This window comes from Hoeflea sp. Naph1 (genome assembly GCF_046837775.1).
Lineage (GTDB): Bacteria > Pseudomonadota > Alphaproteobacteria > Rhizobiales > Rhizobiaceae > Hoeflea.
On record NZ_CP177286.1, the window covers coordinates 3249040 to 3270292 of the forward strand.

The 21253-nt window shown below is 60.1% G+C and carries 21 protein-coding genes; 9 read left to right on the forward strand and 12 right to left on the reverse strand.

The genetic code is table 11. The features are described from left to right. The first annotated feature begins 158 nt into the window (after positions 1-158). On the forward strand, positions 159-1316 hold the full coding sequence (locus tag ACK6D9_RS15630; RefSeq protein ID WP_412049195.1) for a DUF2865 domain-containing protein: 1158 nt from the start codon (positions 159-161) through the stop codon (positions 1314-1316). Positions 1317-1412: 96 nt separating this feature from the next. Here ACK6D9_RS15630 and ACK6D9_RS15635 read toward each other — a convergent pair whose 3' ends face one another. From ACK6D9_RS15635 to ACK6D9_RS15655, 5 genes are all read right to left on the reverse strand, one after another. Continuing rightward, entirely contained in the window at positions 1413-2660 is a 1248-nt protein-coding gene (locus tag ACK6D9_RS15635) for an MFS transporter (protein ID WP_412049196.1), read from the reverse strand. Next, positions 2660-4342, reverse strand: a complete 1683-nt coding sequence (locus tag ACK6D9_RS15640) for an NAD+ synthase (protein ID WP_412051830.1) — start codon at positions 4340-4342, stop codon at positions 2660-2662. The genes ACK6D9_RS15635 and ACK6D9_RS15640 overlap by 1 nt, the downstream gene beginning before the upstream one ends. A 67-nt stretch (positions 4343-4409) precedes the next feature. After that, on the reverse strand, positions 4410-4604 hold the full coding sequence (locus tag ACK6D9_RS15645) for a hypothetical protein (RefSeq protein WP_322988221.1): 195 nt from the start codon (positions 4602-4604) through the stop codon (positions 4410-4412). Positions 4605-4651: 47 nt separating this feature from the next. Beyond that, complete coding sequence (locus ACK6D9_RS15650; RefSeq protein WP_412049197.1) at positions 4652-5500, reverse strand: DODA-type extradiol aromatic ring-opening family dioxygenase; 849 nt, start codon at positions 5498-5500, stop codon at positions 4652-4654. A gap of 862 nt (positions 5501-6362) precedes the next feature. Beyond that, a complete protein-coding gene (locus tag ACK6D9_RS15655) occupies positions 6363-6785 on the reverse strand; it encodes a GFA family protein (RefSeq protein ID WP_412049198.1) in 423 nt (140 codons plus the stop codon). A 154-nt stretch (positions 6786-6939) separates the two neighbouring features. On the opposite strand from ACK6D9_RS15655, the gene ACK6D9_RS15660 reads away from it, so the two are divergent. Continuing rightward, positions 6940-8994: a toll/interleukin-1 receptor domain-containing protein gene (locus ACK6D9_RS15660; RefSeq protein WP_412049199.1), complete on the forward strand. Its 2055-nt coding sequence runs from the start codon at positions 6940-6942 to the stop codon at positions 8992-8994. A gap of 75 nt (positions 8995-9069) precedes the next feature. Further along, the gene (locus ACK6D9_RS15665; protein ID WP_412049200.1) at positions 9070-9438 is read left to right on the forward strand and encodes a transposase; all 369 of its coding nucleotides are present in this window, start codon (positions 9070-9072) and stop codon (positions 9436-9438) included. Here the strand turns inward: ACK6D9_RS15665 and ACK6D9_RS15670 are convergent. Then, on the reverse strand, positions 9423-9704 hold the full coding sequence (locus ACK6D9_RS15670; protein ID WP_412049201.1) for a hypothetical protein: 282 nt from the start codon (positions 9702-9704) through the stop codon (positions 9423-9425). The genes ACK6D9_RS15665 and ACK6D9_RS15670 overlap by 16 nt on opposite strands. Between ACK6D9_RS15670 and ACK6D9_RS15675 the strand changes: the two genes are divergently transcribed. Further along, a complete protein-coding gene (locus tag ACK6D9_RS15675; RefSeq protein ID WP_412049202.1) occupies positions 9691-10905 on the forward strand; it encodes an IS256 family transposase in 1215 nt (404 codons plus the stop codon). The genes ACK6D9_RS15670 and ACK6D9_RS15675 overlap by 14 nt on opposite strands. 44 nt (positions 10906-10949) lie before the next feature. Continuing rightward, the gene (locus tag ACK6D9_RS15680) at positions 10950-11162 is read left to right on the forward strand and encodes a hypothetical protein (protein ID WP_412049203.1); all 213 of its coding nucleotides are present in this window, start codon (positions 10950-10952) and stop codon (positions 11160-11162) included. A 278-nt stretch (positions 11163-11440) separates the two neighbouring features. On the opposite strand, the gene ACK6D9_RS15685 is transcribed toward ACK6D9_RS15680, so the two are convergent. Together ACK6D9_RS15685 and ACK6D9_RS15690 are read right to left on the reverse strand one after the other, a co-directional pair. Beyond that, entirely contained in the window at positions 11441-12814 is a 1374-nt protein-coding gene (locus ACK6D9_RS15685; RefSeq protein WP_412049204.1) for a class II 3-deoxy-7-phosphoheptulonate synthase, read from the reverse strand. A gap of 199 nt (positions 12815-13013) precedes the next feature. After that, positions 13014-13709 (reverse strand): gamma-glutamylcyclotransferase, encoded by a 696-nt coding sequence (locus ACK6D9_RS15690; protein ID WP_322991061.1) that lies wholly within the window; start codon positions 13707-13709, stop codon positions 13014-13016. A gap of 144 nt (positions 13710-13853) precedes the next feature. Between ACK6D9_RS15690 and ACK6D9_RS15695 the strand changes: the two genes are divergently transcribed. The 3 genes from ACK6D9_RS15695 to trxC all read left to right on the forward strand — a co-directional run bounded on the left by ACK6D9_RS15695 (position 13854) and on the right by trxC (position 16417). Further along, positions 13854-15224 carry an aldehyde dehydrogenase family protein gene (locus ACK6D9_RS15695; RefSeq protein ID WP_412049205.1) on the forward strand — a complete coding sequence of 457 codons (1371 nt, stop codon included), beginning with the start codon at positions 13854-13856 and terminating at the stop codon, positions 15222-15224. Between the two features lie 121 nt (positions 15225-15345). Continuing rightward, complete coding sequence (locus ACK6D9_RS15700) at positions 15346-15969, forward strand: hypothetical protein (protein ID WP_412049206.1); 624 nt, start codon at positions 15346-15348, stop codon at positions 15967-15969. A gap of 7 nt (positions 15970-15976) precedes the next feature. Then, positions 15977-16417 (forward strand): thioredoxin TrxC, encoded by a 441-nt coding sequence (gene trxC, locus ACK6D9_RS15705; protein ID WP_412049207.1) that lies wholly within the window; start codon positions 15977-15979, stop codon positions 16415-16417. Between the two features lie 63 nt (positions 16418-16480). On the opposite strand, the gene ACK6D9_RS15710 is transcribed toward trxC, so the two are convergent. The 4 genes from ACK6D9_RS15710 to rpiA form a co-directional block, all read right to left on the reverse strand. Then, positions 16481-17242: a hypothetical protein gene (locus ACK6D9_RS15710; protein ID WP_412049208.1), complete on the reverse strand. Its 762-nt coding sequence runs from the start codon at positions 17240-17242 to the stop codon at positions 16481-16483. A 17-nt stretch (positions 17243-17259) separates the two neighbouring features. Next, positions 17260-18648 carry a glutathione-disulfide reductase gene (gene gor, locus ACK6D9_RS15715; RefSeq protein ID WP_322990269.1) on the reverse strand — a complete coding sequence of 463 codons (1389 nt, stop codon included), beginning with the start codon at positions 18646-18648 and terminating at the stop codon, positions 17260-17262. A gap of 294 nt (positions 18649-18942) precedes the next feature. Next, positions 18943-19473 carry a DUF2059 domain-containing protein gene (locus tag ACK6D9_RS15720; RefSeq protein ID WP_322990270.1) on the reverse strand — a complete coding sequence of 177 codons (531 nt, stop codon included), beginning with the start codon at positions 19471-19473 and terminating at the stop codon, positions 18943-18945. Positions 19474-19491: 18 nt separating this feature from the next. Continuing rightward, complete coding sequence (gene rpiA, locus ACK6D9_RS15725; protein ID WP_322990271.1) at positions 19492-20190, reverse strand: ribose-5-phosphate isomerase RpiA; 699 nt, start codon at positions 20188-20190, stop codon at positions 19492-19494. A gap of 344 nt (positions 20191-20534) precedes the next feature. Here rpiA and ACK6D9_RS15730 point away from each other — a divergent pair, with 344 nt between their 5' ends. Continuing rightward, the gene (locus tag ACK6D9_RS15730) at positions 20535-21224 is read left to right on the forward strand and encodes an HAD family hydrolase (RefSeq protein ID WP_412049209.1); all 690 of its coding nucleotides are present in this window, start codon (positions 20535-20537) and stop codon (positions 21222-21224) included. The last annotated feature ends 29 nt before the right edge of the window (positions 21225-21253 follow it).

Below are 21253 nucleotides of genomic sequence, written 5' to 3' on the forward strand. Positions count from 1 at the left end.
AGCACCGCCAATGCCCTCGACATTGCAAGATCGGATTAAGGTAAACAAGAGGATGTGGTTGGCGCAAACCGGCACAGGCGTTACTATGGCTGAGGTTACGACGATCCGAAGTTTGTTCCGGCGTCGTCGGAGTGGCCGAGTATGTGTTGGAGTTGTCCATGCGCCGCGTCTGGTTTCGCAGTCCCCTGCTGGTGCTTGCATTCGTCCTCGCCGGCGCTGGCGTAGCCGAGGCATCAGCGGTCTGCACCCGGCTCAAGGCGCAACTGGCCAGTGTCTCGACCAAGGACGGCTCATCGGCAAATTTCCGGCGTTACGCTGAAGCTGTAACCAAGCAGGGTCAGCAGATTCGCCAGGTGCGCGCCGATCTCGGGCGTTTTGGCTGCACTTCCGGCAGCTTCATCGTCCGCGGCGGGAAAAACGCCAAGGCTTGCGCCAAATTGACCGCCGCCCACACCAAGATGCGCGCCAATATCAGGGCGCTCGAGCGCAAGCGCGATTCCTATTCCCGCAACGACCGCAACACCGCCAGGCGCCGCATCCAGGCCGCACTTCAGGCCAATGACTGCGACGGAAAGCGTGCCTCCATTCAGGCTGCAGCGTTAAAAGGCGAAAACGATCGCAAGCGCGCAAAAAGCCCCGGTCTGGTGGCGGTACTGGGCAACAGCGGCGGAGACACGGTCAAGGCCAGCAACCAGGCACGCACCCGCATCCAGGTCGAACCGAGAGCCTCGCGCAGCGGCAATTACCGAACCCTGTGCGTGCGCAGTTGCGACGGGTTTTTCTTTCCGGTTTCCTCATCCGCCTCGCCTTCCGATTTCGCCCGGGACGAGCGCACCTGCCAGATGATGTGTCCGGGAACCAAGACCGCGCTGTATTTCCACGCCGCCAACGGCCAGGAGAGCGAGGAAATGGTTTCCGCCCGCAGCCACGCGCCTTACACCGACATGCCCAACGCCTTTGCCTACCGCACTGCCAAAGCGCCAATGAGCAAGGCCTGCAGCTGCAACATGGGTGCCTTCTTCAAGGAAATGGCCCGCCGCGAGGCGATCCTCAACGGCACCGCCGAACCGGATGCACCGGTCACCACCTGGGTTCGCCCGTTCAACCGGCCCGATCCCGGCGAAGATCCCGAAACCGTTCTTGACACCGAGATGCGTCTGACCTCGGAAGATGTCGCAGCGGTGATCGCCGCATCCAGGACCGAGCACCCACTGACAGACGAACGCCGGCAAGTGCGCATGGTGGGGCCGACATTCCTGCCCGATCAGGCAGGTCACCTCGATCTTAACGCCGGCAGCGACTGGGCCGTCCGGTAAACCGCCGCACGTTCTCCTGAATCTGCAAATCCTCATTTTACCGCCGGTGACTTCGGGTGTGCATGTTCTCGCCGAGAAATGCACCAAATCAAGCGGCTACAGCGCCGCTGACGCAGCCGCGGGGGTTGCCTGACGCCGATTGCGCGCCAGTGCCTTGCGTCCGACCAGCACCATCAGACCGATCATGATGATGCAGTAGATCCCCATCGCCGCAATCTGGCCGGGATAGGAAACGCCGCGGTCAATCAGCGCGCCGGTCAGGCCCGGGCCCATCGCGGTGCCGAACACCATGAAGGCGACGGTCAGCGAGCGGATGCTGCCAAGGTTTCTGGTGCCGTAGAGTTCCGGCCACAACGATCCGAACAGGGTTGAAGAGAAGCCGTAGGATATCCCCATCAGCGCCATGAACGCGTAGGCCCCCCAGGGTGCATCCGTGGACGCCAGCACGAAGCACGACAGCGACAGCGGCACCAGGAATGTCGGCAGCATCCTGATCGCCGAGAAACGGTCGACCAGTTGCCCGGCAATCAGCGCGAACAGGATGGTCATGGCCGACATGATGGCAAACGAGGCGGCGAACACGCTGGGCTCCCAGCCGCGCAGTTCCGACAGATAGACCTGGTGGAAGAACACGGTGGTGCCGATGAACGCCGGCGCCAGTACGCCCAAGAGCGCTGTCCAGAACAATGGATCGCGGATCACCTCGGCACGGCTCCATTCCCGGACCGTGGGCAAATTCGGGTCGACGACGACCGATTGCGGCGTGCGTTCAACCTTCATCAGCGAATAGATCAGCGGCAGCGCCACCAGCATCAGCACGGCGGCGGCCAGCAGCCACGATCCACGCCAGCCGACCAGCGCCGCCACCCCGACAAACGAGATCGGGAACACCGCCTCGCCGAAATTGACACCAATGGCGGTAAATGAAATTGCGCGCCCGCGTTGGGCGGCGAACCAGCGCCCCATCGCGGTCATGGCGATGTGGCTGAACATGCCCTGGCCGAACAGTCTTAGCAGATATATCGCCAGCACCAGCAGCACCAGCGAATGTGACCAGGCCATCAGCACACAGGCGAGCGCCAGGATCGGCGCTGACAACAGCACCGTGGAAGCAACACTGATACGGTCGACGATCTTGCCGATCTGCGGCAACGAGGCGGCGCTGGCGAGCGTGGCAAACATGTAGATGATGCCGAAATCGCCATTGCTGAGGCCATACTCGGCGCGAATCTCTCCCGCCGACAACGAGATGAAATAGGTTTGCCCGAACGACGAGAAGAACGTGAGCATGAGCCCGCCGGCTACCCAGCGGGCATTGTCACGCAAGAACAGGAACGCTGACATTACCTGTCCCGGAAGCGGTTGGTAATCGGGTAGCGGCGGTCGCGGCCGAAATTCTTGCGGGTGATCTTGACGCCGGGCGCCGACTGCCGGCGCTTGTATTCGGCGATGTAAAGCAGGTGCTCGATGCGGTGCACGGTGGCGATATCATGGCCGCGCGCGACGATTTCCTCGACGCCCATTTCATGTTCGACCAGACATTCGAGAATATCATCAAGCACCGGATAGGGCGGCAGCGAATCCTGATCGGTCTGATCGGGCCGGAGCTCGGCCGAGGGCGCCTTGTCGATGATGTTGACCGGGATCACTTCACCCGAAGGTCCGAGCGCACCGGGCGGCACATGGCTGTTGCGCCAGCGCGACAGCGCATAGACCTGCATCTTGTACAGATCCTTGATCGGGTTGAAGCCGCCATTCATGTCGCCGTAGAGCGTGGCGTAGCCAACCGACATTTCGCTCTTGTTGCCGGTGGTCACCACCATCGAGCCGAACTTGTTGGAAATCGCCATCAGGATGACGCCACGCGCCCGGCTCTGCAGGTTTTCCTCGGTGATGCCCTCGTCGGTGCCCTCGAACATGTCGCCCAGGACAGAGAGAAAGCCCTGCACCGGCTCCTCGATCGCCACCGTGTCATAACGGCAGCCCAGCGCTTTGGCGCAGGCCTTGGCGTCTTCGATCGAGGTTTCCGTGGTGTAGCGGTAAGGCAGCATGACCGCGCGCAGCCGCTCCTCGCCCAGCGCATCGACGGCGAGGGCTGCGCAGATTGCCGAATCAATACCGCCCGACAGGCCGATCACCACGTTGCGGAAGCCGTTCTTGTTGACGTAATCGCGCAGCCCCAGCATGCAGGCGCGGTAATCCGCCTCCTCGCGCTCGGGAATCACCGACATCGGTCCTTCCGAACAGGCCCAGCCGCCATCGTCCTGGCGCTTCCAGACGGTGAGGCTGACCGCCTCCTCGAACTGGCTCATCTGAAACGCGAGGCTCTTGTCTGAATTGAGCGCGAAGCTGGCGCCATCAAACACCAGTTCGTCCTGGCCGCCGACCTGGTTGGCGTAAAGCAGCGGCAGACCGCTCTCGATCACCTGGCGCAGCACGATCTGCTGGCGCACATCGACCTTGTCGCGATAATAGGGTGAGCCGTTGGGAACCAGCAGGATTTCCGCACCGCTTTCGCTGAGCGTTTCGCATACCCCCATCTCGCCCCAGATGTCCTCGCAGACCGGGATTCCGAGCCGCACACCGCGCAAGGAGACCGGTCCGGGCATTTCACCGGCGTCAAATACCCGCTTCTCATCAAACTCGCCGTAATTGGGCAGATCGACCTTGTCGCGGCTGGCGACCAGCTTGCCGGCATCGAGAATGGCCACCGAATTGAAGCGCTTGCCGTCCTCGGTGCGCGGATAGCCGATGATCACGGCCGGGCCGCCATCGGCGGTATCGGCGGCAAGATCATCGACGGCGCGCTGGCAGGCGCGCAGAAAGGCCGGCTTGAGCACCAGATCCTCGGGCGGATAGCCGGCGAGGAACAATTCGGTAAACAGCACCAGATCGGCGCCCTGGCGCTGCGCATCGGCACGCGCTTCGCGCGCTTTGGCGAGATTGCCAACGATATCGCCGACAACCGGGTTGAGCTGCGCCACCGCGATGCGGAGGATGTCGGGGGATGAAATGTCGCGTGTCATCATGGCTGAGGTCTTACCCCGGATCGGCTGCGTTGCAAATCATCGTTTTGCGATCAACCCACAGACATCAATCGGCTTCGTTGTCGCGGCCGATGCCGACCACCGCGCCGGCGGTTCTGCCGGTCAGCTTGACCGCGCCGACGGCACCACCGACGACCAGCGATCCGGTGGTGGTCACGGTCTTGGCAACCAGATAGGTGCCGCATCCCGACAGGGGCAGCACCAAGCTGACAAGCGCGAGAAAACGAAACAGGACGGGCAAGGAACAGGTCATCCGCCCTGAGTAGCCGCCAAGGCCTGAACAGCCGGTTAAGCGGCAGGCGCGGCAGCCATGGCGTGATCAAAGCGCCACATCGCCATCGACAGCACGCCGAAATCGGCGCTCTGGTGCATGAGCTTCGCCGACCCGCCCTCCCCGGCCGCGCCAAGCGCCACATACAACGGCAGCAAATGCTCGTCAGTCGGATGATTTTGTACCGCAAATGGCGCCCGGACGCGATAACCAAGCAGCGCCTCGATGTCATTGGCGGCAAGCCGGTCGTTCATCCAGCCGGTAAATGCCTCGACCCAGTCGGGCACATCGGCGCGGCGCTGGCCCTGCCGCATGTTCTTGAAGGCTTCGCCGAGATTGTGGGTGAATGATCCCGAACCGATCACCAGCACACCCTCAGCGCCGAGCCCGGACAAGGCTTGGCCGAGCCGGTAATGGTGCTCCGGGCCTGCAGCCGGATCGACCGAGACGGCAACCACCGGGATATCGGCATCAGGATAGATCAGCTTGAGCGGCGACCAGACACCGTGATCGAAGCCGCGATCTGGCACCGCGCCAGCGGCAAAGCCTTGCGCCCGCAGGTCACCGACGATGCGTCTGGCCAGTTTCGGATCACCCGGCGCCGGGTATTGCATCTGGTAGAGTTCGGGCGCGAAACCGCCAAAATCATGGATGGTTTCGGGATTGGCATCGGCGGTTACCGCGACCCCGCCGCCGATTTCGAAATGAGCGCTGGCAACCACGATGGCGCGCGGGCGCGGCAACTCTCGCCCCACCTGCTTCATCCACTCGGCAGCTTCGGTGCCGGCGATCACCGTGTCAGGCGATCCGTGGGAAATGAACAGCGCCGGCATGGGCGCGGCAGCACGATCAGCAGATTGGGTCATGGGCAGTCTCCTTGACCTCAATCTAGGGGGCTGATCACGTTCACGGTAGATGCCAATTTGACCACTGAGCGTTCGCAATTCATGGACAGCGTCTGGACCGCAAGCAAACCGGCATGGCGATGCGCCCGCACGGACAGATCCGACGGGGCAACAAGATGAGGTCCGGAGGGCCGCACGCGAGCGTTGCCTAACGGAAATTGAAAATGGGTGGCGCAGCACGCGCGCGGCCCGATCTTCGCCGGATGATGTCCGCATCCGACAGGCAGAGACTGGCCTCAACTCGACCGCTTGGATGATTTGACCCGACGCGGCCTGCATGGCTTTCGCCAAACCGCATCCCCGGACAAGGGTTGCGGCGGAAGCTTTCAGCGCGGGGTCCGGCACGCAACCTGTCCCCGGGTCAGGGGTCAGGCGTCGCCACAGGCCCGGCCCGCTGTCCGGTTCCGCGCCCGCAACACGCGAGGCACAGAGCCCGAGGACGGACCGGTGGCTGGCTGAATCCTGCCATCCGCACAGGATGAACAGACCCGCCAACGGAGCCACGCTGGTCACCACCTCCTCCCGGGCTCAGCCGCACGTTACGGCAAAATCCGGAAGGCCTTCCTCCCACCTGGCTCGAACCGTTCGCGATCCATCCGGCAGCGGGAGCACGTCAAGTGTGGCATGGGGTTTGAAGAGTGTGGACAAAATGAAGGGGAATTTGTGCGAGCTTAACGATTTTCGCCATCCTCGGCCCCCGAGCCGAGGATCCATACAGTGAACCTTCAACAACTCTAACATTTTGGAGGGATTGCGGAATGGATCCTAGGCTCGGGGGCCTAGGATGACGACGGACAAATGTGCCAAGCGGTGCCACTCCACGTCACTCCGCCACCAACAACCCCGCCGAACCCTTCTCATATTGCGGCAATCCATCAGTGATCTCGTAAAAATCACCCTTGTCGGCGCAGAAGATGTGCTTGGTGATGGCAAGACCGGTCGGCTGGTCGAAGGCGCCCGCCAGCACCGAGATGTGCTTATCTGCCTGATGTTTCCAGAACAGCGCCGAGCCGCAGGTGGTGCAGAACCCGCGTTTGGCAACATCGGAGGCCTGATACCAGGTGATGTTGGCCTCACCGGCAATCTCGATGTTGTCATCGGGCACATTGGTGGCGGCGAAATAGAGCCCCGACTGATGCCGACACTGCGAACAATGACAGGCAACGACCTCGCGCAAGGGACCGGTGGTGCGGAATGTGACCGCGCCGCAATTGCACCTCCCGGTGCGGGCCTGATCGTCTGACATGGGACCTCCAATGGATGTGAATCGGATTGGAGGCGATACAAGCATGGGCCGGCGCTGCCATGCTACTGACATTTGCGACATGAGGTGGACAGCGGTAAAAGTCGCTTGCATGGCCAGACCCAATCGCTACCTATGGAGGTAGGGAGGACGCGCTATGGCGGACAGATTGCCACCGGTACTGGAGGGTGGGTTTTCTGATAGGCAAAGCTTTGAAGAATGGCTTCAGAGCATACCAGAAGACTCAATTAAATCTGTTGTGAGGGTGTTATCACTACGCAATGCACTACGTTTGCTCCCTATAACGTTTTCAGACATTAACAATCTCGCGAATCCCGAACAATCCAGACAGTTGGCGATTGTTCTTTTTCGAGCAATACTGGTTTCATTGGCAGTGACTAGGTCTCGATCAATAGAAACAGCTTATGAGCCGGCACGCGTAGCCAAAGCAGTCGCTCAATCTGGCGTCACATCACTGACTGATTCTCCAGCTGCTTCCGCTATACGCTTTGCAGCGAATTCCAAGGTAGACTTTACGCAATTATCAAAACCAATTTTAGATCGCGTAATTAGAGATCACATATGGGCCGCAGTCACTGAGGATGCACGTGCATTAGTTCTAGGTCCCACGCCGGTGGCACTCTCGTTATCTCCGCTGTGGCTAGATGGTGATCCGCCTGACTGGTGGGTGCTGGCAACATCAGGGTTTGGCCTCGAACTTGCCGATCTAGATTATCCATCAAACGCTCGAGACGCCCCTTCATCCAATTGGATGATCTGGGATGAATGGTACATAAATGTTGCTAATGGCCGCCCGCCTTGGAGCCTACCATATGAAACCGCATGGGAATTGGAAGAACGCATCGCGCTGAGTGATGAGCGTAGTGACAATTTTTGGGAACGCGATCCGGAAGAGATCAACCGCGAAATATTGCGTTGGGTTACAGAAGCGAGGATTGAAGAAGACATTTTTAAAGAGGACGAAGACACTCAAACCGTTTTCATCAGCTACACAGCATCAGATTTGGAAACCACAAAACGCATCGGCACGATCATCGAAGAGGCTGGCGCAATCGTTTTTGCCCAATACAAAGACATGCCCCCTGGAAGCAACTTCGTTGCCGAAATGAACGAGGGCTTGGGAGGCATGAACCGGTTCGTGCCGATCTATTCACCAGACTACATAGTTTCCGACATCTGCCAAGCTGAATGGAATACCGCCTATTACAAGGATCCGCTCGGGAGAAAACGGCTGATCGTCGGCTTCATGATCAAACCCTGTACGGTCTTGCCGCTGATGAAACAAACCGTCTACGTGCCGCTTTACAATCTGAGCGAAGCGAAGTCTCGCGAAGCCATCATCGACGCCCTGACGTGGGACGGGACCCCGTTCAACGCTACGAAGTCCCGCAAGATCGCAGCAGATTATGCAACTCCGCTGCCAATCATCACGGCAGCCGGCATAATCGGGATTGAAGACACGACACTCGAAGCACCCTTCATTGATGATGAACTGGCGACTCTACCCGAATCCATGCGAAAGGCGCTCGACAGGATAATTGCGTCATTGAAAGCTGCAAATTGTTCGCCGATGCTGCTCAATAGTCTGCAAGATTACAAATCTGAGCTGATGACAAAGGGGGCTTCGCCAAATCTGGCAGACCTGAACCGCTGCGACGGCATCATACGGGCTGAACTCAAGGACGCAGAAGAGTATCAACCCGGTTGGTATGGGAGCGGGATGAAAACCGCTTTCAGCCATATATTTGAAATGCATGAAAAGATGCGGCAACACTTCCCGCTGATGATGCTTCGCGACTTCTCCATTGAGCGCACATCCACCAATCCGGAAAAATTTGACGATGCGGCTCTTGGGTCCGCACACCGTAATTTTGCGGCGCGTGCCGAGGATGCATTTGAAGTCGGGCAAGTGACTGAAGAATTCCACGCCACCATGGAATTGCGCGAACGTCAGCGGCGTGACATTGAAAGCCTGAGGACAAAACCACAACCGCCTCAAGAAGATATGTTTCTATCTCCGGATGACCGGGCGACACCGCAAGAGATCAAGAAACGCTGGCTGTTTGACCAGAGTGGTACGCTGGACAAGCTGGTTTTTCGCGCTGCCCAAGCCTCGACCGTATCGGACTCTGAGACCGTCAAAGCTCTGGTCAAGGCCGCGAAAAACTTCCTCGACAGCTTGTGGAGTTAATTAGGGCCTGTTGACGTTCGGGATTCCCAAATCACCTGACTTCTGATTCAAGGTTGCAAACGGAGGAGAGTAACCTTGACCCGAAGAGTCCTATCCAATTCGCAATGGGCGATCATCGAACCATACTGCCTGGGTAAAACCACCGATCCCGGACAAACCGGACGTGACCCACGACTTTTCATGGAGGCAGTCCTCTGGATCGTCCGCACGGGCGCGCAATGGCGCGAATTGCCGGGTGAGTTTGGCAAATGGAATTCTGTATTCAAGCGGTTCCGCAGATGGGTCAAAGCGGATGCTTTCTATTGTATGTTCAAAGCATTAGCCTCAGACGCCGATCTGGAATACGCAATGATCGACGGTACTATCGTCAAGGTTCATCGCTCGGGTCAGGGCGCAAAAGGGGGACTCTCTGCCAGGCCATTGGACGCTCACGCGGCGGCATAACGACAAAGATACTGGCTCTGACGGATGCGCTCGGTAATCTCGTCGATTTCTGTCTGATGCCCGGGCAAGCTCATGATCTGCGCGAGACCGATGCGTTGATCAGCGGCTTGTCCGCCGGATATTTGCTGGCGGACAGGGCCTTTGACGCGGATTGGCTGCGCAATGGCCTGCTGGATCGCGGCATAACCCGAGAGTGTCCGGTCTTCTGTGTAACTGCGCTTTGGTCCATGCTTCCTGAGAGGAGCAAGGACTATGACGATTTCCAAGGAACTGCTGGACGAACTTCTGAAGGGCTGCGAGCGGCCTGAAGATTTGCTTGGCGATGCCGGGCTGATGAAAGAGCTCAGGATCAAGCTCATGGAGCGGATGCTGGGTGCCGAGCTGACGGCGCATCTGGGCTATGAAGAGGGCAAGGACGCGCCGCGCGACCAATCCAACCGGCGCAACGGCACATCCAGCAAGCGCCTGAAGAGTCAAGACGGCGAAGTGCCGATTGCCGTGCCGCGGGACCGGGATGGCAGTTTCGAGCCGGAGTTGGTGAGGAAGGGCCAGACCCGGATCGACGGGATGGATGACAAGATCATCAGTCTCTACGCGGCGGGGCTGACGGTGCGAGACATCCGCGCCCATCTCGAAGATGTCTATGGCCTGCAGGTCTCGCCCGACCTGATTAGCCGCGTGACCGACGCCGTGTTGAACGAGGTTCGGGAATGGCAATCACGGGCGCTGGAGCGGATGTATCCCATCGTCATCTTCGACGCATTGCGGGTCAAAATCCGTGACGCTGATAGCCGTATGGTCAAGAACAAAGCCGTCTACATAGCCCTGGGCGTCTCACGCGACGGTGTGCGTGAGGTGTTGGGCCTGTGGATCGCTGACAATGAAGGGGCCAAGTTTTGGCTGTCGGTGATGACCGAACTGAAAAACCGGGGTGTGCAGGACATTCTGATCGCTGTTGTGGACGGGCTCAAGGGCTTTCCTGAGGCTATTACCGCAGCCTTTCCGGAAGCTACGGTGCAGACCTGCATCGTGCATTTGGTGCGCCATTCCCTGAACTTTTGCAGTTGGAAGGACCGCAAGATCGTGGCCGTTGATCTGCGCCGGATTTACAGCGCTGCGACCGCCGACCAAGCGGCGGCCGAGTTGGACGCGTTCGAGGGGAAATGGGCCGGAAAATACGCCTCCATAGGCCCGGCCTGGCGGAGGGCCTGGGCCGAAGTGATCCCGTTCTTCGCCTTCGATCCGGCGATCCGCAAGATCATTTATACAACGAATGCCATCGAAAGCCTGAACCGCGTGATCCGAAAATCAATCAAGACGCGCGGATCATTCCCGACCGAAGAAGCCGCCACAAAACTGATCTATCTGGCCATTCGCAACTTTGAGAAAGGCGGCAGAAATGTCCGCGAATGGTTTGCTGCCCGCAATCAATTCGCTATCATGTTCGACGAGCGCTTCAATGCGTGACCATATCTGAAACCCGCATGGGCCGGGCCAGATACACAGAGTTTATGACACTCCCCATAACCCCGGTCATACCGCCAAAATCCAACCGGAGGTTCCCGGCAGAGTTCGACAAGGAAACCTACAAATGGCGGCATTTGATCGAAAACTACTTTGGCAAACTGAAGGAAAACAGAGGGATAGCAATGCGCTCTTGCAAAACCGACCAGAGTTTCAAAGCCTTCATCTCAATTGCCGCAACGCTCATTCACACACGGTAAACGTCAACAGCCCCTAGCCCAAATGCTTTTTTTTCTAAAGCCAAAACCCCACCGCCGTCATCCTTGGGCCCCGACCCAAGGATCCATTCCGCAATCTCCACTCATACTGTGGACGCGGATAAATCACGGTATGGATCCTCGGCTCGGAGGCCGAGGATGACGAAACGAGGGGACTGAAGCTGGAGAGACGCCGGACAGAAACCACACACCCAAAAACCAAAAACGCCGGGGCTGCCCCCGGTGTTTTTCGTATTCGTATCAATTAGGAGGCGTGAACCTTACCCGTTCACAACCGCCTTCTGCTCGTCCCGGCCGCCCTTCATGCGTTCGGCGACGAGGAAGGCGAGTTCCAGCGCCTGGTCGGCGTTGAGACGCGGGTCGCAATGGGTGTGATAGCGGTCCTGCAGGTCCTCGCCGGTGAGTGCGCGGGCGCCGCCGGTGCATTCGGTGACGTTCTTGCCGGTCATCTCGATATGAATGCCGCCGGGATGTGTGCCCTCGGCGCGGTGGATCTGGAAGAACGAATCCACTTCCGACAGGATCCGCTCGAACGGGCGGGTCTTGTAGGAATTGAGCGTGATCGTGTTGCCGTGCATCGGATCGCACGACCACACCACCTTGCGGCCCTCGCGCTCGACGGCGCGGATCAGCTTGGGCAGATGATCGGCCACCTTGTCGTGACCGAAACGGGCGATCAACGTCAGCCGACCGGCCTCGTTGGCCGGGTTGAGAATGTCGATCAGCGTCAACAGTTCGTCGGGATCGAGCGACGGGCCGCATTTGAGACCGATCGGGTTCTTGATGCCGCGGGCAAATTCGACATGGGCATGGTCAGTCTGCCGGGTCCGGTCGCCGAGCCAGATCATGTGGCCTGATGTGGCGTAGTAATCACCCGAGGTCGAATCGATACGGGTCATGGCTTCTTCATAGCCAAGCAGCAAGGCTTCGTGGCTGGTGAAGAAATCGGTCTCACGCAGATTGGACTGGTTGTCGGCGGTAATGCCGATCGCCTTCATGAAATCCATGGTCTCGGAAATCCGGTCGGCAAGCGCCCGGTAGCGCTCGGCCTGCGGGCTATCCTTGACGAAGCCGAGCATCCACTGATGGACGTTGTCGAGATTGGCGTAACCGCCCTGAGCGAAGGCGCGCAGCAGGTTGAGCGTTGCCGCCGACTGCCGGTAGGCCGCGACCTGGCGCTCCGGATCGGGAACCCGCGAGGTTTCGTTGAAATCGATGCCGTTGATGATGTCGCCACGGTAGCTCGGAAGCTCGATGCCGTCCTTCTTTTCGATGTTGGACGAGCGCGGCTTGGCGAACTGACCAGCAATGCGGCCGATCTTGACCACAGGCTGCTGGGCACCAAAGGTCAGCACCACGGCCATCTGCAGGAACACGCGGAAGAAATCGCGGATATTGTCGGCTTCGTGCTCGGCGAAGCTTTCGGCGCAATCGCCACCCTGAAGCAGAAAGCCCCTGCCTTCGGAGACTTCGGCCAGCGCCGACGTCAACCGGCGGGCCTCACCCGCAAAAACCAAGGGGGGAAACTTGGCCAGCCGCGCTTCGGTCGCCTTCAGCGCCTCTGCATCCGGATAATCCGGGACCTGCTGGATCGGTTTGTTGCGCCAGCTTGATGGGGTCCAGTTCTGTGCCATGTCGTTCACCGTGTTGAGGCAGGCAACGCGCCCGCGGATTCAGCGTCTGCACCTGTCAATCAAGAGTGAATTGAACAGGGCGCAGGCGCAATTTGATAATGCGGCGGCAGCGAATACACCAGATCTGGCGCACGCTGCCATAGCGTTTCGCACGGGCTTATAGCGGTAGTTTGACGCGCTGCAAACCCGAAGCGGCGAATCAGTCGTCTGACAGCACCTGCCCACGCATGAACTGACCTATCGGCCTCTGCCCCAGCGCCGCGTCGAACAGGTCGATTTCCCGCGCCGACAGCTGCACCGAGCGCGGATACAGCGGCGCATGCCGGTCCTCGTGGATCGGCGTGTGAAAATCGTCGGTCTCGGCCACGAAACGCATCAACCCGTCCTCGCCGAACTCGGTGCAAAAACCCTGCATCACCGCATCGAGATAGGACCGCAGGATCGGCGTGGCGCCCTCAGCCGACGGCAACTCGCTGCGCGCCTCGTAGACATGCAACGTACAGCCGATATCGGGCGCGGAGCCATAGAATTCAAGATCGCCGGGGCCGATGTCGCGCCGGTGATAATGGCGCTCACGGGCATCGACGGCGGGCAGATTAACGCGCAGATCAATCACCAGAAGCCCGTCGATGGCCGCCTGCGGCGCGCGATGCGCGGTCAGCAGCGCCGGGGTGAAGGCATTGCCAGCCCCGCCGCCAATTGCCGGGTCGGCGCCGGGAACCGCCGCATGTGCCATCACCGGCTGCGGCCGCCAGGTTCGCCGCCAGCCGTTGAGCCGGGCGGGAAAGGCCGCGACAATTTCAGTTCTGAGCGTGGCGCGGTTGACCAGCGAGCCATAGCCGAAATAGCCGACGAGTTCACCCGCATCGGCCAGATACCTCAAATCCTTGATCACTTATTCTGCCTGCACTGTTTGCGCCGCCGCCGCGACCACCGGCCAATCATGTTGGCTGGCGTCGAAGCTGTTCACAGGCGCGCTGTTTCGTTAAGGATGGATCATACAGAATGACGGCCTAACCATCAAATCCCGGCACCCCATATGACCCATCCTTCCGACAGCGTCGCCAACCTCCGCGCCACATTCCAGACCCACAAGACAAGACCGGCGGAATGGCGGCGCACGCAGTTGCTGCGCCTCAAGGCCATGGTCGAGGACAATGAGAGCGCCATCGATGCCGCGCTGCACGCCGATCTCGGCAAATCCGGCTTTGAGGCACGAATGACGGAAACCGGCACGGTGCTCTCGGAGATTGGCCATGCGCTTTCGCATCTGAAAGCGTGGATGCGACCGCGCAAGGTCTTTACACCGCTGGCCGCCCAGCCCGGGCACAGCCGCATCAGACCGGAGCCGCTGGGCGTGGTGCTGATCATCGCGCCGTGGAATTACCCGGTCTACCTCACGCTGATGCCGCTGATCGGGGCGATTGCCGCGGGCAATTGCGCGGTCTTGAAACCCTCCGAGGTCTCCGCCCACACGTCGGCGCTGCTGGCCCGGCTGATCCCCGCCTACATGGATGGGGAAGCAATTTGCGTGGTCGAAGGTGACGCCGACACCTCGACCGCGCTGCTGGCCGAGCGTTTTGACCATATCTTCTTCACCGGCAGCGAGAACATCGGCAGGATCGTCATGACCGCCGCCGCCAAACATCTGACCCCGGTAACGCTGGAGCTGGGCGGCAAGAGCCCCTGCATCATCCACACCGATTGCGATCTCGCGCTCGCGGCCAGACGGGTGGTGTGGGGCAAATTCCTCAATGCCGGCCAGACCTGCATCGCTCCCGATTACCTGCTGGTGCAGGACCAGATGGCTCGTCAATTCGTCACGCATCTGAAAACAGCAATCACAGCCTTTTTCGGTGAGGACCCGAAGACCAGCCCGGATTACGCGCGGCTGGTCAGTGATCGCCATTTCGACCGTGTCGAAGGTTTGATGTCGGGCGGCACGATTGCCGCGGGCGGCCAGACCGACCGAGCCATTCGCTACATCGCGCCGACCGTCCTCACCGGGGTCGAACCGGAAGCGGCCCTCATGCGCGAAGAAATCTTCGGGCCGCTGCTGCCAATCGTGTCCTATCGCACGATCGAGGACGCAATTGGCTTCGTCAACGCCCGCCCCAAGCCGCTGTCGCTGTATCTGTTTTCAAATTCCCGACAGATCCGCGACCAGGTGATGGATCTGACCAGCTCCGGCGGGGTCTGCATCAACGATGTGGTGATGCACCTGGCGGTGCCCGGTTTGCCGTTCGGCGGCGTCGGCACCAGCGGAATGGGCGCCTATCACGGCCGCACCTCGTTCGACACCTTCTCCCATGCCAAGGCGATCCTGACCAAGTCCGAATATTTTGATGTGCCGCTGCGCTATCCGCCGTTTTCCAAAGCCAAACTGCGCTGGCTCAAATGGCTTCAGTAGCCAACCTGGCGTAGTTCAACGCGGTTGGCGGCAATATATGCGCGGGCCATGATATACATCAATGCTCCCCGCCGGGCTTTGGCTATCAATAAGGCACAACCCGATCAGCGGAGCACAACCCATGTCCCAGTCAGCCTATCAGAACACCACCGAAGCCGTTGGCGTCTTTCACAGCGCAGAGGATCTGCAGGCAGCAGTAGATGACCTGCTGAGCCAGGGCTTCAACCGCATGGATTTGAGCATTCTGGCGTCCGAAACCGCCATCGAAGAAAAGCTGCATGAATCCTATATCCCCGCCCGCGAGCTTGAAGACCGCGTCGCGGTGCCGACCACGGCCTTTGTCGCAACCGAAGCCATCGGCGATGCGATGGGCGCGGTTATCGGCATTCTGGTCTATGTACCGGCGATGATCGGGGCTGCGGCAGTAGTCGCCTCCGGCGGCGCGCTGGCGGCAGCAGTCGCCGCAACAGTAATTGCCGGCGGCGTCGGTGGATCAGTCGGCGCGGTCATAGCGCACCTGATCGGCAAGGCCCATGCCGACGAGATCGAAAAGCATTTGCTGGCAGGCGGATTGCTGCTCTGGGTTCGCACCCGCGATGAGCAACACGAGGAGCGCGCGTTGGCCATTCTCGCCGGTCACAATGCCGAGGGCGTGCACCTGCACACCCTGCCCTCGCTGGTGGGCACAGGCACCAGCGCGGTGATCGAAGACGTTGTGGACGTCAGCGCCGCCGATTGCGAGTGAAGCTACCATGACAGACAAGATCCACATCGTTTGCCCCGCCTGCCAGGCCATCAACCGTATCCCTGAAGACAGGCTTGGCGCCAAGCCCACCTGCGGGGCTTGCAAGGCAGCGCTGCTTCCCGCCGCGCCGTTCGATATCGACGAGATGAAACTCAACAAGCACCTGAAGAACGACCAGGTGCCGTTGCTGGTCGATTTCTGGGCGCCCTGGTGCGGGCCATGCAAGATGATGGGGCCGATGTTTGCGCAAGCGGCGAACGAGATGTCGCCAAAGGTGCGTTTTGCCAAGCTCGATACCGAGCAGCATCAAAACGTCGGCGCCCGCTTCCAGATCCGCGACATTCCGCTGATCATCCTGTTCGACAAGGGCAAGGAGATCGCCCGCCAGGCCGGCGCGATGGACGCCAGAGGCATTGTTGGCTGGGTGAAGCAGAATTTGAAAGGCTGACCCGCGAAGGGCGGGTGGCGGCGTCGGGGCACCTGAAACAACGCATCAACACGATGAATCATACTATCCGCGCCCGCCCGCAAGCCTTTGAAAATATGATGCTATCCGCGTAAAAAGCGTGCGTCTTTCCGGCACCGGCCAATCGACCGGCGCCTGCGACGGTCCGAAGTCAATATCGGCGCCAGCGGCTTTCAAGGCAGCCTCGAAGATCTGGCAATTGCGGGCGATTTCCGCGCCGATCAGCCCGGCGTCGCCGTTGACGATATCGCGCGCCGCAGCGTAGTCGAGCCCATCAGCGGTACAGAAATCACCCAGTCTGCAGGGCCGGAACCAGCCTTCGATCATGCCGGAAAACGCCACATGGGCGGAAACCACCGGATCAAGGATCAGGTCATAATCCTCAGCCAGACCGACGCTGACGCCAAAACGCTGTCTGAGTTTTTCCTCGGCGTTGACGTAGTTGCGCCGGTGTGTGAGCTGGATATCGCCACCGCCGACGGGGTGACGCCCGGTCTCGTCGGTGAGCCAGTAAGGTGATTTGACCCAGCTCAGCCGGCCCGCGTCAAACGCCTTCTGCAGCCGATCGGCGGACGTGGCGCGGTCGGGCGCGAACGCCTCGAGCACCGGCTCCATACGGCCGCCGGTCTCGCGATGGATCTGGCCGAGCGCGGCAGCCAGATAGGTAACGGGATGATCGGCAGCATACCACCTGGCCCAGACATCGAGTTTGACCTCCAGTCCTGCCCGCTGCGCCGCCGTCATGCCGCCGGCAAACAGCCGCGGATCAGTCTCGGTCAGATGCTGGAAAAAGGCCTGGCGGTTCAATCAGCTCTCCCCCCGTATCAGACCCGCTCGCCAGCCTTTACCAGATAACTCGGCTTGTACATCGTAACCAGCTCTTCCGAGGCGGTGGGATGGACCGCCATGGTGCGGTCAAAATCATCCTTGGTGCAGCCGGCCTTGAGCGCGATGCCGAGCGTCTGTGCCATTTCGCCGGCCTCGTGACCAAGAATGTGCAGGCCCACCACTTTGCGGTCGGCGGCGTTGACGATCATTTTCATGATGGTCTTTTCCGAGCGGCCCGACAGCGTCGCCTTCATCGGCCGGAATTCGGCGCGGTAGATTTCCAGCTCGTCATATTTTTTCGCCGCGGCTTCTTCCGAAAATCCGACCGTGCCGATTTCCGGCTGCGAGAACACCGCGGTCGGGATCAGGTCGTGATCGGGTGAAGACGGGTTATCGCGGTAAAGCGTATCGATCAGGCACATCGCCTCATGGATCGCCACCGGGGTGAGTTGCACCCGGTCGGTGACATCGCCGACCGCGTAGATGCTCTCGACATTGGTGCGCGAGAACTCGTCGACCATGATCTCGCCTTTCTGTCCGGTCTCGACGCCCGCTGCTTTCAGCCCGAGGCCATCGGTGTTGGGATCACGTCCGAGTGCCAACATCACCTGATCGGCCACAAGCGTCTTGCCGGCCGAGGTATGGGCCAGCAGCCGTCCATCGGCGCCGCGTTCGATCTTCTCGAATATTTCGTGGCAGAGAATGCGGATGCCCTTCTCTTCCATCGCCGTATGCAGGCCGCGGCGCATGTCCTGGTCAAACCGCGACAGGATCTCCTTGCCCCGATAAATAAGCGTCGTGTCGACCCCGAGCCCGTGGAAAATATTGGCAAATTCCACCGCGATATAACCGCCGCCGGCGATCACGATCGCCTCGGGCAGGGTCTCGAGATGAAAGGCTTCGTTGGAACTGATGCACAATTCGTGGCCCGGCAGCGAGGCATGCGGGTTGGGTTTGCCACCAACGGCAATCAGGATGTGTTTGGCGGTGACGGTCTTGCCGCTCGCCTTGATCAGCACCGAATGCGGTCCGGTAAGCTCGGCGCGCGAGGCGATGATCTCTGCGCCGGCATTTTCCAACCCGTGACGGTACAGCCCTTCGAGCCGGTCGATCTCCCGGTCCTTGTTGGCAATCAGCGTCGGCCAGTCAAAGCTCGATGCCCCGACCGTCCAGCCGTACCCACGGGCATCCTCGAAATGCTCGGAATATTGCGACGCATAGACAAACAGTTTCTTGGGCACGCAGCCGCGGATCACGCAGGTGCCGCCGAACCGGTATTCCTCGGCAATCGCCACTTTCTTGCCCAGCCCCGCGGCCAGCCGTGCGGCGCGCACGCCACCCGAGCCACCACCGATGACAAACAGGTCATACTCAAAATCGCTCATCGGCGGCATCCTTCCGGCATTTTTCAACAAGGGCGTGGTTACCCTACTGCATGTCGCGTTCAATTGAACTGATTTGAACAACGACGTGGCTGCATTGGTTCAAACTGTAACGGCGCCAAACAACCAATTGGATGCCCGGGACCAAAAGCCCACCGGATCTTGTAATCATGCGGGATAAAAATAAAAGCCCGGGAACGATCCCGGGCTTCCGATTACGAGCCTCTACACGGCATTGTGAAAGCCGCGACCTGACGATTTTGCCCCATCATTGACCATTGGTCGGCCGGGTCAGGACTATTCGACGTTGACCTTCGGCCGTGCGCCAATGGTTTCCTGCAGCGACTTGTTGACGTTTTCAGCCAGATCGCGCGAAATTCCGGAGGACCAGATTTCAGCGGACTTGATCAGTTCGCGGGTGACCAGCGGACCGTTCTCGATCAGCTTCTTGCCGGGAGGCGAGGTGTAGAACTCGGCAATCGCCGTCAGTTCCTCCTGGGTGAAGGCCTTGGCATAGATCTGCGCGGCTTCACGTTCCAGATCGCCGCGACGCGGAACAATCTTCAGCGCTTCCTCGTCGATCGTCGTGCTGATGACTTCCTGCAGGTCGGCATTGGCGCGAATCAGCGAGGTCTTCAGCTGCTCGGCGGTTGCCGGGATGATGGCATCGAACTGATCGGTCGAGCCGAGCGCGGTGATCGCTGCGCGGGCGGCAGCCAGATGAGCGTCGCTGATGTCCTGTGCCGAGGCAGAGTGGCCTGCAGCGACGAGGCTCGACGCCACGATCATACCCGCGCCAAAACGTTTGAGACCGGTAAGAATGGTCATGTTCGGTTTCACTCCTGTTTAATTCTGTGCAAGCAATGTGCGCGCGCCATTCTGTGAGGCGATGATCGCGGCATTTGCCATGTTGAGAAACAATCCGTGTTCAACCACGCCGGCAATCGCAGCGAGCCCGTTTGCGAGCGCTTCTGCATCCGGAATACGGCCAAATGATGCGTCTAGAATGAAATGGCCGCCATCGGTGAGATAGGCGCCGTCTTTCTCGAGCCGTAGCGTTATCTCGCCGCTGAGGCCAAGCCCGGAAGCCAGGCGTTCCACCGCGATCCTGGTTGCCGCCATGCCGAACTGCGCCACCTCGATGGGGAGCGGAAAGCGACCCAAGGTCTCGACCAGCTTGGATTCATCGGCAATGACGATCATCCGCGACGAGGCCGAAGCGACGATCTTCTCGCGCAACAGCGCGCCGCCGCCGCCCTTGATCAGCCGCAGTGCGCCATCGACTTCGTCGGCGCCGTCAATTGTCAGATCGAGTTCGGGCAGGTCATCCAGCGAATAGAGCGGCACACCGAGTTCCATGCACAGCCGCGCCGTGCGCTCGGATGTCGGTACACCCTGGATCTTGAACCCTTCAGAGACCTTTTCCGCCAGCAAGCGAACGAATTCATCCGCCGTCGAACCGGTGCCGATACCCAGACGCATTCCGTCCTCGACATGCTCTAGAGCTGCCTGCGCTGCTGCGATCTTGAGTTGTCGGGCGTCCATGCCAATCTGCCATTGCTGTTGCTACCGGTTCGCCTGTTAGCATGTAAGCTGCGGGACGCAAAGCCCGAGATCGGCACAAGCCTTCAGCGTGATCCGCCCTTCCCCCTATGGACCACGCATCGGCGAATGCGTGCGCGCACCGCCAGATCCACCAATTGCCGTTTAAAGAATCGCCTGTTATGGCTCGCTTCCAGCCCGGGAGCAGCCAGGCAACGGGCTGCCCAGCCCGGATACAGCTACAACTGGGGAAGCCGGTTGCCCCCCGCAGCCGCCGAGAATGAGAAACAAATGCCCGCAGGCAAGCGTTCGCCACACCGCCCGCCGGGGCAACACAGGATCCAAACATGACCACTCCCCTTGTTCTTTTCGATCTCGACGGAACGCTGATCGACACCGCGCCTGATCTGATGGCGAGCCTCAACCACGTGATGGATCAAAGTGGCCATCCGCACGTGGCCTTTGAAGACATGACCTGGCTGGTCGGCCAAGGCGCCAAGGTGATGATTGAACGGGCCTGGGCGATCCACGACCACCCGGCCTCGCCTGAACAGCTCGAAGCCGCATTCGATTCTTTTCTCGTCCATTATGCGGCCGAAATGCCCGGCAAGTCCCGCCCCTTTCCGGGGCTGATCTCAGCGCTTGACCGGCTCAGCGATGCCGGCATGCGATTGGCCGTATGCACCAACAAGACCGAGGCGCTGGCGCGTCGGCTGCTTGATGCCATGGAATTGAGCGACCGGTTCGCGGCAATCACCGGCGGCGACACCTTTTCGGTGAGGAAACCGCATGGCGATCATATTCTCGGCACCATCGACAAGGCCGGCTGCCGTGCCGCAAATTCGGTAATGATCGGTGACAGCATCAACGACATCCTCGCCGCCCAGAACGCCGGCATTCCGGTGATCGCGGTGCCGTTCGGCTATTCCGACAAGCCGGTGGCAAGCTTCAACCCCGATATCGTGATCGAACATTTCGATGAACTCGGAGAGAAACTGGTGCGCGATCTGATCGCAGCCGGACGGCCTGCAGCCTGAGGCTCTAATTGCCGCTGCTCCACAGACGG

Excerpts from the sequence above, each read along its gene's own strand:
- ACK6D9_RS15630 (WP_412049195.1), top strand. The coding sequence starts at position 159 with ATGCGCCGCGTCTGGTTTCGCAGTCCCCTGCTGGTGCTTGCATTCGTC.
- ACK6D9_RS15635 (WP_412049196.1), bottom strand. The coding sequence starts at position 2,660 with ATGTCAGCGTTCCTGTTCTTGCGTGACAATGCCCGCTGGGTAGCCGGC.
- ACK6D9_RS15640 (WP_412051830.1), bottom strand. The coding sequence starts at position 4,342 with ATGACACGCGACATTTCATCCCCCGACATCCTCCGCATCGCGGTGGCG.
- ACK6D9_RS15650 (WP_412049197.1), bottom strand. The coding sequence starts at position 5,500 with ATGACCCAATCTGCTGATCGTGCTGCCGCGCCCATGCCGGCGCTGTTC.
- ACK6D9_RS15655 (WP_412049198.1), bottom strand. The coding sequence starts at position 6,785 with ATGTCAGACGATCAGGCCCGCACCGGGAGGTGCAATTGCGGCGCGGTC.
- ACK6D9_RS15660 (WP_412049199.1), top strand. The coding sequence starts at position 6,940 with ATGGCGGACAGATTGCCACCGGTACTGGAGGGTGGGTTTTCTGATAGG.
- ACK6D9_RS15675 (WP_412049202.1), top strand. The coding sequence starts at position 9,691 with ATGACGATTTCCAAGGAACTGCTGGACGAACTTCTGAAGGGCTGCGAG.
- ACK6D9_RS15680 (WP_412049203.1), top strand. The coding sequence starts at position 10,950 with ATGACACTCCCCATAACCCCGGTCATACCGCCAAAATCCAACCGGAGG.
- ACK6D9_RS15685 (WP_412049204.1), bottom strand. The coding sequence starts at position 12,814 with ATGGCACAGAACTGGACCCCATCAAGCTGGCGCAACAAACCGATCCAG.
- ACK6D9_RS15695 (WP_412049205.1), top strand. The coding sequence starts at position 13,854 with ATGACCCATCCTTCCGACAGCGTCGCCAACCTCCGCGCCACATTCCAG.
- ACK6D9_RS15700 (WP_412049206.1), top strand. The coding sequence starts at position 15,346 with ATGTCCCAGTCAGCCTATCAGAACACCACCGAAGCCGTTGGCGTCTTT.
- trxC (WP_412049207.1), top strand. The coding sequence starts at position 15,977 with ATGACAGACAAGATCCACATCGTTTGCCCCGCCTGCCAGGCCATCAAC.
- gor (WP_322990269.1), bottom strand. The coding sequence starts at position 18,648 with ATGAGCGATTTTGAGTATGACCTGTTTGTCATCGGTGGTGGCTCGGGT.
- ACK6D9_RS15720 (WP_322990270.1), bottom strand. The coding sequence starts at position 19,473 with ATGACCATTCTTACCGGTCTCAAACGTTTTGGCGCGGGTATGATCGTG.
- rpiA (WP_322990271.1), bottom strand. The coding sequence starts at position 20,190 with ATGGACGCCCGACAACTCAAGATCGCAGCAGCGCAGGCAGCTCTAGAG.
- ACK6D9_RS15730 (WP_412049209.1), top strand. The coding sequence starts at position 20,535 with ATGACCACTCCCCTTGTTCTTTTCGATCTCGACGGAACGCTGATCGAC.